This window comes from Streptomyces sp. NPDC057682 (assembly GCF_042799575.1).
Taxonomy (GTDB): domain Bacteria; phylum Actinomycetota; class Actinomycetes; order Streptomycetales; family Streptomycetaceae; genus Streptomyces.
Map to the genome: position 1 here is coordinate 1 of NZ_JBHVIN010000028.1, position 17,329 is coordinate 17,329.

Sequence of the window (17,329 nt, forward strand, 5' to 3'; positions counted from 1 at the left end):
GCCTTCGGCAGGTCGGGGTATCAACATATCTGGCGTTGACTTTTGGCACGCTGTTGAGTTCTCAAGGAACGGACGCTTCCTTTGTACTCACCCTCTCGGGTTTTCCTCCGGGCGCTTCCCTTCGGTCTTGCGTTTCCGACTCTATCAGACTCTTTCGTGTCCGATTCCCGGTCGAAGCGGGTCAAGCTTTTGCCTTTCAGGAATTCGCTTTCGCGTTTTCCCTTTCGGCCGGACCGACTGTATCAGGCTCTTCCGGGCCCTCCGACCAACCCCCCGCAGACATGCGTCTGCCCGATTTCGGGTTAGGGTTTGGACTCAATCGGTGCCGCCGACCCCCGACTCAAAGTCGCGTTGGGGCCAGGCAGGAGTACGACAGTACAGGGCGCCGGGAGTCGAGGCAAATCGTTTCCGGTGCACCCCTAGGTCCTCGAACCGCCACGAGTCGGGCGGAACCGGGACTTCTTATGACTTACGCTGCTGAGCAGTAAGGCCGTCCTCCACCCGTCGCGGCGGCGCCAACGAAGCTCCACTCTGGGAGGCCCCCCATGACCACTGTGACGTCCCCTCTCGCCGGGCGTGCCATCGGGCTCACCGCCGTACCCGACCCGGTCTTCTCCGGAGCGATGGTCGGTCCCGGTACCGCGATCGACCCCGTGCGCGAGCGCTCGGAGGCCGTCTCGCCCGTCGACGGCATCGTCGTCTCCCTCCACCCGCACGCGTTCGTGGTCGTGGACGGTGAGGGACACGGAGTTCTGACGCACCTCGGCATCGACACCGTCCAGCTCAACGGCGAGGGCTTCGAGCTGCTCGTGAACAAGGGGGACACCGTCACCCGCGGTCAGTCCGTCGTCCGCTGGGACCCGGCGGCCGTCGAGGCGGCCGGCAAGTCACCGATCTGCCCCGTCGTGGCCCTGGAGGCCACCGCCGACTCCCTCTCCGGAGTCGTCGAGGACGGCGAGGTCAAGGTCGGCGACTCCCTGTTCGCCTGGCAGTGACACGTTCGGCGCAGTGACAGCCGACTGGATATCCATCGCGGGGGCAGGGGCCACCGCACAACCGGAGACGGGTGAAATGCAGACAACGCTGCGAGGCGTAGGCGTCAGCCACGGTGTGGCGATCGGCGAGGTACGGCACATGGGCACGGCTGTGCTCGAACCGCCGGCCAAGCAGATCCCCGCCGAGGAGGCCGAGCGCGAACAAGGGCGGGCCCGGCAGGCCGTGGAGGCCGTGGCCGCCGACCTGATCGCGCGCGGCAACCTCGCCGGGGGCGAGGCCCAGCACGTGCTGGAGGCCCAGGCCATGATGGCCCAGGACCCCGAGCTGATGGCGGACGTGGACCGGCGTATCGCTGTCGGGAGCACCGCCGAGCGGGGTGTGTACGACGCGTTCGCCTCGTACCGGGCGCTGCTCGCCGGGGCCGGGGAGTACCTGGCCGGGCGGGTCGCGGACCTGGACGACGTGCGGAACCGTATCGTCGCCCGGCTGCTGGGGGTGCCGATGCCCGGTGTGCCGGACAGCGACGAGCCCTATGTGCTGATCGCGCGTGACCTGGCTCCGGCCGACACCGCGCTGCTGGACCCCGCGCTCGTGCTGGGCTTCGTCACCGAGGAGGGCGGGCCCACCAGCCACAGCGCCATCCTGGCCCGTGCCCTCGGTGTGCCCGCGGTCGTGGCGCTCCCCGGTGCCGGCGAACTGGCCGAGGGCACCGTCGTCGCCGTGGACGGCAGCACCGGCGAGATCTTCATCGAGCCGAGCGCCGAGAAGCGCGCCGAGATGGAGGCCTCCGCCGCGGCCCGCAAGGCGGCGCTGTCCGCTTCCACGGGGCCGGGCGCGACGTCCGACGGACACAAGGTGCCGCTGCTGGCCAACGTCGGGGGGCCCGGTGACGTGCCGGCGGCGGTCGAGGCGGGCGCGGAGGGCGTGGGCCTCTTCCGTACCGAGTTCCTGTTCCTGGACGACAGCAAGCAGGCTCCGTCCGAGGAGAAGCAGGTCGCCGCGTACCGCGCGGTGCTGGAGGCCTTCCCCGAAGGCCGGGTCGTGGTGCGGGTGCTGGACGCCGGCGCGGACAAGCCGCTGGAGTTCCTGACCCCCGCCGACGAGCCGAACCCGGCGCTGGGCGTGCGCGGTCTGCGCAGCCTGCTGGACCACCCGGATGTGCTCAACACCCAGCTGACGGCGCTGTCCAAGGCCGCCGAAGGGCTGCCGGTGCACCTGGAGGTCATGGCGCCGATGGTCGCCGACCGCGCCGACGCGAAGGCCTTCGCCGACGCGTGCCGTGCGGCCGGGCTGCAGGCCAAGTTCGGGGCCATGGTCGAGATCCCGTCCGCCGCGCTGCGGGCCCGTTCGGTGCTGAAGGAGGTCGAGTTCCTCTCGCTGGGGACCAACGACCTGGCGCAGTACACCTTCGCCGCCGACCGTCAGGTGGGCGCCGTCTCCCGGCTCCAGGACCCGTGGCAGCCGGCGCTGCTCGACCTGGTCGCGTTCTCCGCCGAGGCCGCGAGGGCCGAGGGCAAGAGCTGTGGTGTCTGTGGTGAGGCCGCCTCCGATCCGCTGCTCGCCTGTGTGCTGACCGGGCTGGGTGTGACGTCGCTGTCGATGGGCGCCGCATCCATCCCGTATGTGCGCGCGACGCTGGCCAAGCACACGCTCGCCCAGTGCGAGCGGGCCGCTTCGGCCGCGCGGGCCGCGGACTCCGCCGAGGAGGCGCGGGTCGCCGCGCAGGCGGTGCTCTCGGGCGAGTAGGACCGTCCGTTCCGGTCCGCGGTCGCGGCCGGTGCGAGGGGAAGGGGCTTCCCGCCGATGGTGGCAGGGAGCCCCTTCCGTCGTTTCAGCGGTGTGCCTCCGGTTCGTCGGCTCCGATGTCGAATCCCGCGCAGTACTCCACGCCCGGCTCCGGGGAGACGGGTTCGCCGGTCTCGGCGTCGGTGCAGTAGGCGCTGAAGACCTCGCCCGCGGTGAGCGGATGGAGGACACCGCCCGACAGTCGCCAGCCGTGGACCCGGTCGGGGGCGTCGGGGGCGCTGGTCCGCAGGACCACTCCCCCGTGCCGGTCGAGCCCGATGCCGACGGCCAGGACCGTCACGAACTCTGCGCCCTCGGCCGTGTCGAGATGGGCGGGGCCGGTGGTGTCGCGTGCGGTGTGCAGGGCGGCCAGCAGTTGTTCGTTGTCGGTGGGCGTGCTGCACACCAGATGGTGGGTGCCGGGGCCGGCCGCCGCCAGCAGCCGGAGCAGCAGATGGGAGGCGCGGTCGAAGGCCGCGCGGCCGATGTCCTGGCCGCAGTCGGCGCAGTCCCCCAGTCCGGCGAGCAGCACGGTGGCGTACTCCCAGGTGGCGCGGCGGGCGGCCCGGGAGACGAGGAGGGGGATGAGGGTGTCGAGCGGCTGTCCGGTGTAGGCGACGGTGGCGCCGCAGGCGGCGATCTCCGCGGTGAACCTGCTGCGGCCGGTCGGGGTGTCGGGTGCGATGCCCGACTCGCTGCAGTACTGCGCGTATTCCTCGGGGTCGAAGAGGGCGACGGTGGTGTGCGTGCCCTGTGCGGCGAAGGTCTTGAGCAGGCTCTCCACCTGCTCCAGATAGACGGCGTGGTCGTCGAACGTGAAGCTGCGGTAGCGCCGCATCGCCGCGAAGTCCTGCGCGTCGGCCAGCAGGCCGATGGTGCGTGGTGCTTCGCGGCGCAGCGTGCGTCGCAGGGTGGTGGTGCCGGTCCGGCCGCGGTTGGTGGGCCGCTTGTTCCTGGTCTGCGCCATGATGTCCCCCAGTACGCTGTCCAACTTTGCTCACTCAGCGTAACCATGGGCACTGACAGTGGCGGTTTCAGCGGCGGTCGCGGGCCAGCTTCTCGTAGAAGTGGAGGAGCTCCAGATTGTCGATCGAGCCGGGGTTGACGGCCTTGGCCAGGGCCGTTCCCTGGAGGAGGCGTTTGACCGGAACCTCGATGCGCTTGCCGGTGAGGGTGTGCGGGATGCCGGGGACCTCGATGACCTCGTCCGGGACGTGGCGCGGGGAGAGGTTCTCGCGGATGGTCCGCTTGATGCTGTCGCGCAGGGCGTCGTCGAGTGTGGCGCCTTCGGCGAGGTGGACGAACAGCGGCATCCAGTAGCCGCCGTCGGGCTCCTCCAGGCCGATGACGAGGGATTCGCGGATCTCGGGCAGGCGCTCGACGGCCTCGTAGATGTCGGCGGAACCCATGCGCACGCCCTGGCGGTTCAGGGTGGAGTCGGAGCGGCCGTGGATGACGACGGAGCCCCGGTCCGTGATCGTGATCCAGTCGCCGTGCCGCCAGACGCCGGGGTACATGTCGAAGTAGCTGTCGTGGTAGCGGCTGCCGTCGGGGTCGTTCCAGAAGCGGACCGGCATGGAGGGCATGGGCTGGGTGACGACGAGTTCGCCGACCTCGCCGGTCAGGGGGGTGCCGGCCGGGTCCCAGGACTGGAGGTTCGTGCCGAGGCAGGGGGCCTGGAGTTCGCCGATGTGGACGGGGAGGGTGGGGACGGCTCCGGCGAAGCAGCTGCAGACGTCGGTGCCGCCGCTCACGGAGGCGATCCACAGGTCGTCGGCGACCTCGTCGTGGAGCCAGCGGAAGCCGTCGGGCGGCAGCGGCGAGCCGGTCGTGGCGACGCACTGCACGCGCGAGAGGTCGAGGTCCCGGCCGGGGTGGATGTCCGCCTTGCGGCAGGCCATGACGTAGGCGGCGGAGGTGCCGAAGAGGGTGGCGCCGGTCTGTTCGGCGACGCGCCACTGGGCGCCGACGTCCGGGAATCCGGGGCTTCCGTCGTACAGCACCAGGGTGGTGCCGGTGAGGAGGCCGGAGACGAGGAAGTTCCACATCATCCAGCCGGTGGAGGTGTACCAGAAGAAGCGGTCCTCGGGGCCGAGGTCGCAGTGGAGCCCGATCTGCTTGAAGTGTTCGAGGAGGATGCCGCCCTGGGACTGGACGATGGCCTTGGGCAGGCCGGTCGTGCCGGAGGAGTAGAGGACCCAGAGCGGGTGGTCGAAGGGGACCTGTTCGAAGACCGGCTCGGTGGCGGCGGAGGTGAGGGCCGACCATTCCAGGGTGCCCTCGGGGGCCTCGGTGCCGAGCAGCGGGATGTGGACGACGGCGCGCAGCGTGGGCAGTTCGCGGCGGAGTTCCGCGACGGTGTCCGCGCGGTGGTGCTCCTTGCCGCCGTAGCGGTAGCCGTCGACGGTGAACAGGACGACGGGTTCGACCTGCTGGAAGCGGTCGAGGACGCTGCGGGCGCCGAAGTCGGGGGCACAGGAGGTCCAGACGGCGCCGACGGCAGCGGTGGCGAGGAAGGCGACGACCGCCTGCGGGATGTTGGGGAGGTAGCCGCTGATCCGGTCGCCGGGGGTGACGCCGAGGGCGCGGAGTTCGGCGGCGAGGGAGCCGACCTGGTGGCGCAGGTCGGACCAGGCGACGGGGACCTGGGTGTGGGTCTCGTCGACGTGGAGCAGGGCGGGCGCGTCGGCCCGCGAGGGGTCCTCGGAGGTGCGCAGCGCGTGTTCGGCGTAGTTGAGGGTGGCGCCGGGGAACCACTGGGCGCCGGGCATGGTCCGGTCGCCGATGACGGTCTCGTACGGGGTGGAGAAGCGTACGTCGAACCATTCGGCGACGGCCTGCCAGAAGGTGTCGAGTTCCTCGACGGACCAGCGGTGCAGGCTCGCGTAGCCGCCGTCGGCCGGGGCTCCGTGGTGCTCGGCCGCCCAGCTCTGGAAGCGGGTGACGGCCGCGGCCGCGATGCGGTCCGGGCCGGGCTGCCACAGAGGGGCTTCGTCGGCTGCTGAGGTCATGGGGCTGCTCCCTGACGGTACGGGTACGCGGTGTGTGCGTGTGTCGCGCGCACGGGCCGGGGTGTGCGCGTGAGGCGGCCTCACGGACGATGCCATGTGATCGTCCTTCGCACCAGGGCTGCCGGACCACGGTCGCGTGTCCCGGTATGTGGCCCGGCCACGTGCCGGCGGGTGGTGACATGCCGGATCGCGGGTGAACGGAAGTTGAACAGAACCCGTTCCCGGATCGCCGGGTGGCAGGGTGAGCCGCATGGACGGTCGTGACCTGGTGCGCTCGGTGAAATTGGTCGGTTCGAGGCAGGGGCTGCGCACGGTGCGCTCGGCGTGGCGGCGGGCCCGGACGGACGCGCGGGCGCTGCCCGCGCGGGGACCGGAACGGGCACGGGTGCCGGGGACCGTCGTGGACGCGGAGCCGGGGCCCGGGGGCGGCACGGTGCGGTTCGCCCGTTCGGAGCTGCGGATCCGGGTGGCGGTGGGCGGGGCGGTGTTCTGGGGCTGGGACGTGGCGGAGCCGCTGCCGTCGTACGCGCTGCCGGACGAGGTCCCGGAGGCCGATCCGCGCGCGGTGCTGGAACCGGACAAGGACGGCGGCTGGCAGGTGGTGTCGGAGCGGCTGACGGTGGCCGTGTCGCGGCACGGCGCGGTGGAGCTGCGGACGCCGGGCGGGGTGGTGCTGCGGCGGGAGTTGCCGCCGCGGTGGTGGGAGCCGGTGGCGGGGGGTCCGGCGCGGTGGGTGCAGCGGTCGGAGCTTCCGGCGGACGCGCGGTTCTTCGGGCTGGGCGGGCGGGCTTCGGGTCCCCGGCTGGGGGACGGGGTCTACACGCTGTGGAACACCGATCCGGGTGGACGGTTCGGGCCGGGGGACGATCCGCTGTATCTGACGATGCCGGTGCAGATGGTGGTCTCGGACGCGGGGACGCATCTGGCGTTCCACGACAATCCGTGGGCGGGCCGGGTGACCTTGCGCGAGGGCGAGGAGGGGGAGGGTTCGGGGCACGACCGGCCGGGCGCGTCCGAGGTGCGCATGGAGGGCGGGCCGCTGCGCTGCTGGGTGGTGGCGGGGACGCCGGCCCGGGTGCTCCAGGGGTGGACGGCGCTGACGGGCGCGCCGGCGGTGCCGCCGTCGTGGGCGCTGGGGCCGCAGCATGCCCGGTGGGGTTTCGGGAGCGAACGGGAGGTGCGCCGGGTGGCGGCCGGGTACCGGGAGCGGGGGCTGCCGTTGTCGGGACTGCATCTGGACATCGACCACTTCGACGGGCACCGGGTCTTCACGGTGGACCGGGAGCGGTTCCCCGATCTTCCGGGGCTGGCGAAGGAGTTGCGCGAGGACGGGGTGCGGCTGGTGTCGATCGTGGATCCGGCGGTGACGGCGAAGCCGGGTGATCCGGTGTTCGATTCGGGTGCGGCGGTCGGTGCGGCGGGGGCGTTCGTGCGGGACGCGCGGGGGCGGGCGGTGCGCGGGGAGGTGTGGCCGGGTGAGTGCGTGTATCCGGACTTCACGGATCCGCAGGTGCGCACGTGGTGGGGCGGGTGGTACGAGGAACGGCTGGCACAGGGGTTCTCCGGTGTCTGGCACGACATGAACGAGCCGGTTTCGTTCGCCGCGTTCGGCGGGACGACGCTGCCGCGGTCGGCGCGGCACGTCCTGGAGGGGCGGGGCGGCGACCACCGCGAGGCGCACAACGTGTACGGCCTGGCCATGGCGCGCGCCGGGTACGAGGGACTGGCCCGGCTGCGTCCCGCCGAGCGGCCGTTCCTGTTCTCGCGTTCGGGGTGGGCGGGGATGCAGCGCTACGGGGGCACCTGGTCGGGTGATGTGGCGACGGGCTGGCCGGGGCTGCGGGCCTCGCTGGCGCTGGTGCTGGGTCTCGGGCTGTGCGGGGTGCCCTATTCGGGGCCGGACGTGGGCGGTTTCGACGGGTCCCCGTCGCCGGAGCTGTATCTGCGGTGGTACCAGCTGGGGGCGTATCTTCCGCTGTTCCGTACGCACGCGGCGATCGACGCGGGGCGCCGGGAGCCGTGGGAGTTCGGGCCGCTGGTGCTGGAGGGGGCGCGGGCGGTGCTGAGGGAGCGGGAGCGGCTGCGTCCGTACTGGACGACGCTGGCCCGGCTGGCGTGGCTGACGGGCTCCCCGTACGTGCGTCCGCTGTGGTGGTCGACGCCGGGCGACCGGCTGTTGCGGGAGTGCGGGGACGCGTTCCTGCTGGGCGAGGCGCTGCTGGTGGCACCGGTGCTGGAGCCCGGGGTGTCGCGGCGGCCGGTGCGGCTGCCGCCGGGGCGGTGGTACGACACGGTGAGCGGCGCGGTGTACGAGGGGCCGGGGCGGGTGGAGGTCGAGGCTCCGTTGACGCGGGTGCCGGTGCTGGCGCGGGCGGGTGCGGTGCTTCCGGTGCGGGGTGCGGACGGAGCGCTGGAACTGGAGGTGTGGGCTCCGGTCCGGGGCCGTACGGGCGGTGGTTCGGTGGTGCGCGACCCGGGCGACGGCTGGGAGCCGGTGGTGGTCGAGCGGTACGCCTCGCGGTGGTCGGAGGGCCGGGTGGTGGTGGAGCGGGACGGCGAGGGAACGGCGGTGGATCTGCCGGTCCGGGTGCGGGGGGTGTGAGGCGCTCCGGACGGCCTGCCGGTCCGTGTGCGGGACGCTCCGGGCGGCCCGGTCCGGATAGCGGCCCGCCGGTCCGGACAAGGGTGCGGCCCCCTCGGCGGCGGACCGGTCCCCGGCCCGGCCCTCAGCGGTAGCGGCCCGCGAACCAGGCGTCGGCGGCCTCGGTGTGGAGGGGGAAGGCGAGCGGGGCGGGGGCGCGGAGTATCGCGTAACCGGAGGTCTCGTCGGTGGGGGCGGACGGCGGGAGGGCGGCGAGCGGCCGGGCGGGGAGCAGTCCGAAGAGCAGGAGGTACCCCGCGGTGTCGCTGAGCGCGTCGGCGAGGCGGACCTCGGCCGCGGCGGCCGCGATCCCGGTCTCCTCGCGGAGTTCGCGGACGACGGCGTGCTTCCAGTCCTCGTCGTGGTCGACGAAGCCGCCGGGCAGGGCGGTGCCTCCGATGTGGGGCGCGATGGTGCGGGTGATGACGACGAGTCCGGTGCCGTCCGGGCCGGTGACGGGGAGCAGGGCGACGGCGACCGGCAGGGGGTTGCGGTAGGCGGTGGTGCCGCAGGCGGCGCAGGTGCGGGGCCAGGCGCCCGGGGACGGGAGCCCGGTGTAGGGCGTTCCGCAGTCGCCGCAGTGGGAGTGGATCACGGGTTCCTCCGCCTTCCTCGTGTCCGGCCGCCGCGTCGTCGCGGGGACGCGCGGACTGTATCCGATGTCCCTCCGGACGGGGCCCGCCTAGTGTTCGATGTGCTCATGACAGGTACTGCTTCCGCCTCCCGTGTCCTGGCCACCGCTGCCGCCGCTCTGCTCGCCGCCACCGTCGCCACCCCGGCGGCGCAGGCGAGACCCGAACCGAAGGCCCCCGACGCGTTCGTGGCGCTCTCCTCCGTGGATCCCACGATCATCCAGGAGATGCGCTACCCCACGGAGCACGACTTCATGGGGGTGCCGGTGGACGGGTACCGGCAGCCGCTGTGCATCCTGACCCGCCCGGCCGCCGAGGCCCTGCACCGCGCGCAGCAGCGGCTGCGGCCGCAGGGCTACTCGCTCAAGGTCTACGACTGCTACCGGCCGCAGCGGGCCGTCGACCACTTCGTGCGGTGGGCGAAGGACCTCGACGACGAGACGATGAAGGGCGAGTTCTATCCGCGGGTCGACAAGACCCGGCTGTTCGCCGACGGTTACATCGCCGAGAAGTCCGGGCACAGCCGGGGCAGCACGGTGGACCTGACCCTGGTCCGGCTGCCCGCGGCGCCGACCCGGCCGTACCGCCCCGGTGAACCGCTCGTTCCCTGCTTCGCACCCCGGGCCGAGCGCTTTCCGGACAACTCGGTCGACATGGGGACCGGCTTCGACTGCTTCGACACCCTCTCGCACACCGACGATCCCCGAATCCAGGGCGTCCAGCGGGCCAACCGCCAGTTCCTCAAGCGGACCCTCACGGACCTGGGCTTCGTGAACCTCGCCGAGGAGTGGTGGCACTACACCTTCAAGCCGGAGGCCTTCCCGGACACCTACTTCGACTTCCCGGTGGCCCGCAGGTCGGTCGCCGGCCACTGACGGGCGCCGGATCCGGACGAGCGGCCGGCCGGGACCACCCCCGTGGGTTCCGGCCGGCCGCTCGTCTACTCGGACGCGGATCCGCCGTATCCGGTTGCCGGTCCAGCCATTACGGTGCCCCTATGTCTCAGCAGACGTTCGATTCGTACGAAGAGTTCTGGCCCTACTACGTCGCTATGCACTCCCGCGCGGCGACCCGCTGGGTCCATCTGACCGGCACCGTGACCGGTCTCGCCCTCACCGCCTACGGGCTGGCGCGCGGCCGGAAGCGGTACGCGCTCGCGCTGCCCCTGATCGGGTACGGAACCGCCTGGCCCGCGCACTTCCTGATCGAGAAGAACAACCCGGCGACCTTCGGCCACCCCGCGTGGTCGCTGCGCGGCGACGCCCAGATGATCGGCATGATGCTGGCCGGCCGGGACCAGGAGCTGGCCGATACCGCCGCCAAGTGGCTCGCCGACAACAGCTGACCGTGGCACACTTCTGACGTTCCGTCAGATCCAGTGCCGGGAGGGGCTTTGCCGCGCGAGCGCATACCTGTGGTGGCCGGGTGGTTCACCACGGACGGTACGGAGGAGGAGTTCCGGCTGCTGGGCACCCGGTGCCCGCGCTGCTCCTCGGTCTTCTTCCCGCCCCACCGCGGTTTCTGCCGCAATCCCGGCTGTACGGGCGACGAGCCGGTCGACGTGCCGCTGTCGCGGCGCGGCACCGTCTGGTCGTACACCGACGGCCGCTACCGGCCGCCCGCCCCCTACCTCTCGGACCCGGACGCGCCCTGGGAGCCGTACACCCTGGTCGCGGTGGAGCTGGCGGCCGAGCGGATGGTGGTGCTGGGGCAGGCCGCCCCGGGCGTCCGTCCCTCGGACCTCGCGGTCGGCATGACGGTCGAGGTGGTGCCGGGCGTCCTGGCCGCCGGAACCGGCGACGAACGCGCCACCTGGCACTGGCGCCCCGTACCGGCCGCTCCCGGGGAGGGTGAGGCATGAGCGGGGACGTGGCCGTCCTCGGGGCGGGGATGCACCCCTGGGGCAAATGGGGCCGTGGTTTCGTCGAGTACGGAACGACCGCGGCCCGCGCCGCGCTCGCGGACGCGGGCGTCGAGTGGCGGGACGTACGCTCCGTCGTCGGCGCGGACACCGTGCGCGGCGGCTATCCCGGATACGTGGCGGGAGCCACCTTCGCCCAGGCCCTGGGCTGGCAGGGGGCCAGGGTCACGAGTGTGTACGCGGCCTGCGCCTCGGGCGCCCAGGCCGTCGCCACCGCCCGGTCCCAGATCCTGGCCGGACAGGCCGATGTGGTGCTGGTGGTGGGCGCGGACGCGGCGCCCAAGGGCTTCTTCGCCCCGGCGGGCGGCGAGCGGCCCGACGATCCCGACTGGCTGCGCTTCCGGGTGCTCGGCGCGACGAACCCCGCGTACTTCGGCCTGTACGCCCGCCGCCGGATGGCGCTGTACGGGGACACCCCGGAGGACTTCGCCCGGGTCAAGGTGAAGAACGCGGCGGCCGGGGCGCTGAACCCGGACGCCCGCTACCGGACCCCGGTCACCGCCGAGGAGGTCGCGGCCTCCCCCGTGGTGGCCGATCCGCTGCGGCTGCTCGACATCTGCGCCACCTCCGACGGGGCGGCCGCCCTGGTGCTGTCCAGCATGGAGTTCGCCCGGCGCCACGGGGCCGCCGACCCGGTCCGCATCCGCGCCGTGGCCACGGTGACCCCCGTCTACCCCAGGACCGTGCTCGACCTCCCCGACATCGCGACGGACTCCGCCCTCGCCGTCGAGCCCGCCGCCACCGGCTTCCGCGCCTCGATCGCGCGGGCCGCCTACGAGGAGGCGGGCCTGGGCCCCGGTGAACTCTCGCTGGCCGAGGTGTACGACCTGTCGACCGCGCTGGAGCTGGAGTGGTACGAGGACATCGGACTCTGCGCCCCGGGCGGGGGCGCGGCGCTCCTGCGCTCGGGGGCCACCGCGCTCGGCGGGCGGGTACCGGTCAACCCGAGCGGCGGCCTGGCCTCCTTCGGCGAGGCCGTGCCGGCCCAGGCCATCGCCCAGGTCTGCGAACTGACCCGGCAGCTGCGCGGCACGGCGGGCGAGCGGCAGATCCCGGGTGCCCGGACCGGTCTGGCCGTGAACCAGGGGCTGTTCGGCCACGGCTCGGCGATCGTGGCGGTGCGCTGAGCGCGGCGCGCCGCACGGCTCAGGTGGCGGCGGGTTCGCGTACCGCCTCCACCTGGGCCACCGCGTGCTCCACCACCGCGACCAGGACGTCGCGCACCGACGGGCGGTCCCGGGCGTCGCACATCAGCACCGGCACCTGCGGGTCCAGATCGAGCGCGGCCCGCACCGTCCCGGCGGCGAACCGCTCGGCGCCCTCGAAGCAGTTGACGGCGACGGCGAAGGGGATCGCGCGCCGTTCGAAGTAGTCGACCGCGGCGAAGCAGTCCGCCAGCCGCCGGGTGTCCGCGAGGACCACCGCGCCCAGCGCCCCCTGCGCCAGCTCGTCCCAGAGGAACCAGAACCGGTCCTGTCCGGGGGTCCCGAAGAGATAGAGGACCAGGTCCTCGCGGAGGGTGATCCGGCCGAAGTCCATCGCCACGGTCGTCGTGGTCTTCGCCTCGACACCGTCCAGGTCGTCCACCGGACGCCCCGCCTCGGTCAGCCGCTCCTCGGTGCGCAGCGGTTTGATCTCGCTGACCGCCCCGACCAGGGTCGTCTTGCCCACGCCGAAGCCGCCCGCCACCAGGATCTTGAGGGTAACCGGCTCCACGGGCCGCCTGTTGCGGCTAGAGCGCCCGAAGGCCATTGATCACCTCGCGAAGAATGTTCACGTCCGGCAGTTCGGCCGGCGGAACGGGACGGGTCACGTGCACCAGCTCGTCCTCGACGAGGTCACCGACCAGGACCCGGACCACCCCGACGGGGAGGTCGAGTCCGGCCGCCAGCTCGGCGATCGACTGGGGCATCGCACTGCAGAGTTCGACGATCTCCACATGCTCGGGCGAGAGCATCTGGTCCCGTCCGGGATCGTCGGCCGCGGGTTCGGGCACGACGATCGCGATCAGGTCGAGGCGGTGACGCGACGCACTGCTGGTGCGTCCCCTCGTCATCGCGTACGGGCGGACCACCGGCCCCGCGTCGGCGTCGTACCAGCGCGAGGACTGCGGATCGCCCGGGATGTCCGGGGTGCCGGATCGGCCGGCGCTCATTGCGTCCACTCACCCTCCGGAGGACGGACCGGACGTACGGGGCGCGTTGGCCAGATGGGCGCCCACGCGCTTGACCATGAGCGTCATCTCGTACGCGACGAGGCCCACGTCCGAGTCGGAGTCGGCCAGCACGGCCAGACAGCTGCCGTCGCCCGCCGCGGTGACGAAGAGGAACGCCTCGTCGAGTTCGACGACCGTCTGGCGGACCCGGCCCGCGTCGAAGTGCCGTCCGACGCCCTTGGCCAGGCTGTGGAACCCCGAGGCGACGGCGGCCAGGTGCTCGCCGTCCTCACGGGTCAGCTCCTGGGAGGCGCCGGTGGGCAGACCGTCGCTGGAGAGCACGAGCGCCTTGCGGACGCTGGTGACGCGCCCGACCAGTTCATCGAGCAGCCAGTTGAGCTCACCCGACCCCTGACGTGCGGTGTTGAGTGCTGAGGCGTGCGGTGCGGTCATGGACCGTCCCCTCCTGGTGTGGTTCCTCGTGCTGGGTCGCCGGGGCGGGTCGTGTCCTCGGCGTTCTGCCGGCGTCCGCGCTGCCAGCCGCGCTGGAGCGAGGCCATGCGGTCGCGTACCTCGTCCGCGTCGCGCTCGATGTCCTCGATGCTCTCCACCCGGTCCGGTACGGCGGTGCGGCCGGCCGGCTCGTCGCGGAGCTGCGGGGCGAGGCTGGCCTGCCGGACCCTCCGGGGCAGACCGCCCACGGTGTCGGACGCGGCGGGCGGGGGCGGCACGGGGGCCGCGGCGGGTGCGGCGGACCGGGGGGCCGGGACCGGCGGCGTCGCCGGGGGTTCGGCGGGGCGGCGAGCGATCTCGGCCGGGACGGGTCCGGTCGCGGGGCGCGCGGCCTCCCGGTCGCCGCCGGTGGGATGGGCGCGGCCGTCCTCGTCGACCCGGCGGCCCCGGTCGCTGACCAGCGTCGGGGGCGTGCGGCGGGGCAGCGGGCGAGCGCCGCCCGGCCGCAGGGGGCGCACCGCGTCCGGCCCCGAGGTGCGGTCGGCGGCCTGCTGGTGCTGGTCCCGGTCGCCGTCGCGGCGCAGTTCGCGGGCGCGGAAGATGCCACCGCGCTCGCTCTCGGTGTCCTCCAGATCGTGGACGCCGTCCTCCGTCCGCGCGGGACCCCGGCCCGCGACCGCTTCGAGCAGCGGGTCGCGGTCGAAGTCCAGGGGTCGGACCGGGCCTTCGAGTTCCACGGGGCCGTCGAGCAGACCGCTGGGCACGGGCGCGAGGCTTCCGGGCCGGTCCTGCGCGCCGACGGGCCGCGGCCGGCGGGCTTCGGAGGGGTCCTCGTCCCGGTCCGTCGCCGGTTCGCCACCGGGCCTGCTGCTGGCGATCGCCTTCTCGGACCTGCGGTCCAGGCGGAACCCCGTGCCGTGCGACTCCGGGGCGTCGGTGAGCAGCGCCGCGGGGATGAAGACGACCGCGGTGGTGCCGCCGTAGGGCGAGGTCTGGAGGGAGACCCGGACGTTCTGGCGCTGGGCGAGACGGCTGACCACGAAGAGGCCGAGCCGGTCGGTGTCGGAGAGTTCGAACTCGGGGGTCTCGGCCAGCCGGAGGTTGGCGTCCAGGAGCGCTTCGGGCGGCATGCCGAGGCCCCGGTCGTGGATCTCCAGGGTGAAGCCGTTGGCGACCTGTTCGCCGTGGACCTGGACCGCGGTGTGCGGGGGCGAGAACACCGTGGCGTTCTCCAGGAGTTCGGCGATGAGGTGGGTGAGGTCGGCGACGGCGGGGCCGCCGACGCCGAGCCGCGGGAGCCGTCGGACCTCGATCCGCTCGTAGTCCTCCACCTCGGCGACAGCCGCGCGGACGACGTCCATGAGCTGGATCGGCTTGCGCCACTGCCGCGACGGGGCGGCTCCGGAGAGGATCACCAGGCCCTCGGCGTGGCGGCGCATGCGGGTGGTGAGGTGGTCGAGGCGGAAGAGGTCGGCGAGTTCGTCGGTGTCCTCGGTACGGCGTTCCATGGTGTCCAGGAGCGTCAGCTGGCGGTGCAGCAGGACCTGGTTGCGGCGGGCGAGGTTGACGAAGACCTCGGAGACGCCGCGTCGCATGTCGGCCTGTTTGACGGCCGCCTCGACGGCGGCGCGCTGGAGCGTGTTGAGGGCCTGGCCGACCTGGCCGATCTCGTCCTTCTCGTAGCTCAGGTGCGGCGATTCGGTCTCGACGTCGATCTGTTCGCCCGCGGCGAGGCGGCGCATCACGCTCGGCAGCCGGACACCGGAGACCTCGTGGGCGTCCTTGCGGAGCCGGGCGAGGTCGCGGACGATCTCGCGGCCGATCCGTACGGACACGAAGACCGAGACCAGCAGGGCGAGGAAGCCGAGGACACCGGCGATGCCCGCCTTGATCAGGACGCCGTAGCCGGCGGGGCGGCCGCGGTCCTGGAAGCGGTTGTTCATCTCGGTCGAGTCGTTGGCGAGCCGGTCCAGGACCGGGGGCGCCACCTCCTGCCAGCGCGCGGCGTCCACGGCGCGGGAGTTCTCGGTGGGGCCCTGGGCGAGGAGCTTCTCCTCGGCGGTGCGCAGCGGCTCGCTGTCGGGACCCGACCAGTACTGCTGGACCCGGTCGCGTTCAGAGGCCGGGAGCACCTGGAGGCTGACCTCGTAGAGCAGCTTCCGGTTGGCCACGAGGTCGGAGATCCGGCGCAGCTCGGCGGCGGTGAACCGCCCGGCCAGGAGGCCGGAGGCGACGAGGGCGTCCTCGCGGGCGAGCATCTCGCGGGCCTGGGAGACCCCGGTCAGCGCACGCACCTGCTTGTCCATGGAGACGTTCTCCATGGTGTGCAGGCCGGTCAGGAAGCGGTAGCAGGGGTCGATCAGGCGGTTGTAGTAGTCCATCGCCCTGTCCCGGCCGATGCTGCGCCGGTCCACGGAGTCGCGGAGCGCGCCCAGTTCCTCGACGGCGCCGAGGATGGAGCCGAGCTGTGCGGCCGCGTCGGAGCTCAGTGCGTCGCGGATGTCCTTCTGGTGCGCTCCCGAGGTGACGCGGGCCACGACCCGGTCGGTGGCCGCGCGCTGGCGGCGCAGGACGGGGAGGGCGTCGGAGGCGCGGGGGTCGGCGAGGAAGACCAGGGTCTGGCGGCGTTCGCTCTGGACGGCCCGGACGGTGTCCTCCAGGGGGTGCCCGACCTTGTCGACGACGGCGCTCGCGCTCAGCAGCTGTCCGGCCTCGCGGCCGGTGAGATAGGTGGCGAAGCCCCAGAGCCCGGTGAGCGAGACGAGCGGCACCAGGAGCAGGGCCACGATCTTCCTGCGGATGGACTTTCCGCGAAAGCGCATGGTCTCCCCCAGCTCGACCCCGGTGGGCGGGGACGGTGTTCCGTCAACAAACGGCGCGAGCCTACTACCGACTCACAGACAACTCGAAGGCATGTCCGGACGATTTTCGGCCGCCTTACTGGCAGTTGACCTTGAGTTGTCCGCGTATTCCGGGAGATGAAATTCGCGAATACGGCAGAAGAGGCCAGTCGGAGCGACAATTTCCACACCCTCCCGGTTGGCTGGAAGTATGCGTTCCATACCGCTTCGGGGGAATCTTCACGGTCCGCCACTCGTCATTCCGTACGAGGCGGAAGAGGTGCACGGTGCCCCCGGGCACGGCCGGGGCGGCCCGGCGGCGTAGAAAGGGTGCATGCGGGGCAGCAACCCTGAAGTCGGACAGTGGTGGGGAGTTGAAGACCTTGGACACGCAGGCGCGTCATGGTGCGGTGGAGCTGCCACCGGCCCGGACGTCGACGGAGACGGGCGTTCCGGCCGCGCGGACGGCCGGCCCTCCGCAGCCGCCCCGGCCGCAGCTCTGGGTCGAGGACCCGGCCGGGCGGCGGCGGATGCCGGACCCGGTGCGCAGGGCCGCCGTGCGGGCGGTGCTCATCCTGGCGCTGACCCTCGTGCAGGCCATGGTCGCCTTCCTGGCGTCGCTGGCCGGGTCCTGGCTGGCCTTCCCGATGGTGCTCAGCAGCGTGGCCAGCACGGTGGTGGCCACCTGGTCGGTGCTGGACGTCTGGGTCACCCGCCAGGTGTGGAACCAGCGCAACGGCGTGGTGTCGGTGCCCAGCAGTTCGGCGCGGCGGCTGCGCCGGGAGCGGCGCAGGGCCAGGCGCGCGGAGCGCGCCGCCGGGCGGGACGGCACGGCGATACGCGGGCGGGACACCGGTCGCCGCCTCTCACGGGCCTGACCGGCGCCCCGCTCCCG

15 protein-coding genes are annotated in these 17,329 nt (G+C 72.8%); 8 read left to right on the plus strand and 7 right to left on the minus strand.

Going from position 1 to position 17,329, the window contains the following annotated elements; all coding sequences use genetic code 11:
- The first annotated feature begins 545 nt into the window (after positions 1-545).
- Positions 546-995 carry a PTS glucose transporter subunit IIA gene (locus ACFVDM_RS36380; protein WP_383650964.1) on the plus strand — a complete coding sequence of 150 codons (450 nt, stop codon included), beginning with the start codon at positions 546-548 and terminating at the stop codon, positions 993-995.
- Between the two features lie 76 nt (positions 996-1,071).
- The gene (ptsP, locus tag ACFVDM_RS36385; protein ID WP_383650965.1) at positions 1,072-2,742 is read left to right on the plus strand and encodes a phosphoenolpyruvate--protein phosphotransferase; all 1,671 of its coding nucleotides are present in this window, start codon (positions 1,072-1,074) and stop codon (positions 2,740-2,742) included.
- Positions 2,743-2,827: 85 nt separating this feature from the next.
- Here the strand turns inward: ptsP and ACFVDM_RS36390 are convergent, their stop codons facing one another.
- Both ACFVDM_RS36390 and ACFVDM_RS36395 read right to left on the minus strand, forming a co-directional pair.
- Positions 2,828-3,748, minus strand: a complete 921-nt coding sequence (locus tag ACFVDM_RS36390; protein ID WP_383651009.1) for a hypothetical protein — start codon at positions 3,746-3,748, stop codon at positions 2,828-2,830.
- A gap of 67 nt (positions 3,749-3,815) precedes the next feature.
- Positions 3,816-5,792 carry an acetoacetate--CoA ligase gene (locus ACFVDM_RS36395; RefSeq protein WP_383650966.1) on the minus strand — a complete coding sequence of 659 codons (1,977 nt, stop codon included), beginning with the start codon at positions 5,790-5,792 and terminating at the stop codon, positions 3,816-3,818.
- Positions 5,793-6,042: 250 nt separating this feature from the next.
- Here ACFVDM_RS36395 and ACFVDM_RS36400 point away from each other — a divergent pair, with 250 nt between their 5' ends.
- Positions 6,043-8,394, plus strand: coding sequence for a glycoside hydrolase family 31 protein (locus ACFVDM_RS36400; RefSeq protein ID WP_383650967.1), 2,352 nt, complete (start codon positions 6,043-6,045; stop codon positions 8,392-8,394).
- 124 nt (positions 8,395-8,518) lie between these two features.
- Here the strand turns inward: ACFVDM_RS36400 and ACFVDM_RS36405 are convergent, their stop codons facing one another.
- A complete protein-coding gene (locus ACFVDM_RS36405; protein ID WP_383650968.1) occupies positions 8,519-9,028 on the minus strand; it encodes an NUDIX domain-containing protein in 510 nt (169 codons plus the stop codon).
- A gap of 105 nt (positions 9,029-9,133) precedes the next feature.
- On the opposite strand from ACFVDM_RS36405, the gene ACFVDM_RS36410 reads away from it, so the two are divergent.
- The 4 genes from ACFVDM_RS36410 (at position 9,134) to ACFVDM_RS36425 (ending at position 12,113) form a co-directional block, all read left to right on the plus strand.
- Entirely contained in the window at positions 9,134-9,940 is an 807-nt protein-coding gene (locus ACFVDM_RS36410) for a M15 family metallopeptidase (protein WP_383650969.1), read from the plus strand.
- 122 nt (positions 9,941-10,062) lie between these two features.
- On the plus strand, positions 10,063-10,410 hold the full coding sequence (locus ACFVDM_RS36415) for an Mpo1-like protein (RefSeq protein WP_383650970.1): 348 nt from the start codon (positions 10,063-10,065) through the stop codon (positions 10,408-10,410).
- A 48-nt stretch (positions 10,411-10,458) separates the two neighbouring features.
- Positions 10,459-10,926: a Zn-ribbon domain-containing OB-fold protein gene (locus ACFVDM_RS36420; RefSeq protein ID WP_383650971.1), complete on the plus strand. Its 468-nt coding sequence runs from the start codon at positions 10,459-10,461 to the stop codon at positions 10,924-10,926.
- Positions 10,923-12,113 carry a lipid-transfer protein gene (locus ACFVDM_RS36425; RefSeq protein WP_383650972.1) on the plus strand — a complete coding sequence of 397 codons (1,191 nt, stop codon included), beginning with the start codon at positions 10,923-10,925 and terminating at the stop codon, positions 12,111-12,113. Before ACFVDM_RS36420 ends, ACFVDM_RS36425 begins: the two co-directional genes overlap by 4 nt.
- 19 nt (positions 12,114-12,132) lie before the next feature.
- Here ACFVDM_RS36425 and ACFVDM_RS36430 read toward each other — a convergent pair whose 3' ends face one another.
- Genes ACFVDM_RS36430 through ACFVDM_RS36445 form a run of 4 tightly spaced genes read right to left on the minus strand, consistent with a single transcriptional unit; the run spans position 12,133 to position 16,416 of the window.
- A complete protein-coding gene (locus tag ACFVDM_RS36430) occupies positions 12,133-12,738 on the minus strand; it encodes an ATP/GTP-binding protein (protein WP_383650973.1) in 606 nt (201 codons plus the stop codon).
- The gene (locus ACFVDM_RS36435) at positions 12,719-13,141 is read right to left on the minus strand and encodes a DUF742 domain-containing protein (RefSeq protein WP_383650974.1); all 423 of its coding nucleotides are present in this window, start codon (positions 13,139-13,141) and stop codon (positions 12,719-12,721) included. Before ACFVDM_RS36435 ends, ACFVDM_RS36430 begins: the two co-directional genes overlap by 20 nt.
- 9 nt (positions 13,142-13,150) lie before the next feature.
- Positions 13,151-13,594 (minus strand): roadblock/LC7 domain-containing protein, encoded by a 444-nt coding sequence (locus ACFVDM_RS36440; RefSeq protein ID WP_383650975.1) that lies wholly within the window; start codon positions 13,592-13,594, stop codon positions 13,151-13,153.
- The gene (locus ACFVDM_RS36445; protein WP_383650976.1) at positions 13,591-16,416 is read right to left on the minus strand and encodes a nitrate- and nitrite sensing domain-containing protein; all 2,826 of its coding nucleotides are present in this window, start codon (positions 16,414-16,416) and stop codon (positions 13,591-13,593) included. Before ACFVDM_RS36445 ends, ACFVDM_RS36440 begins: the two co-directional genes overlap by 4 nt.
- Before the next feature lie 401 nt (positions 16,417-16,817).
- Between ACFVDM_RS36445 and ACFVDM_RS36450 the strand changes: the two genes are divergently transcribed.
- Positions 16,818-17,312: a hypothetical protein gene (locus tag ACFVDM_RS36450; RefSeq protein WP_383650977.1), complete on the plus strand. Its 495-nt coding sequence runs from the start codon at positions 16,818-16,820 to the stop codon at positions 17,310-17,312.
- Positions 17,313-17,329: the final 17 nt, after the last annotated feature.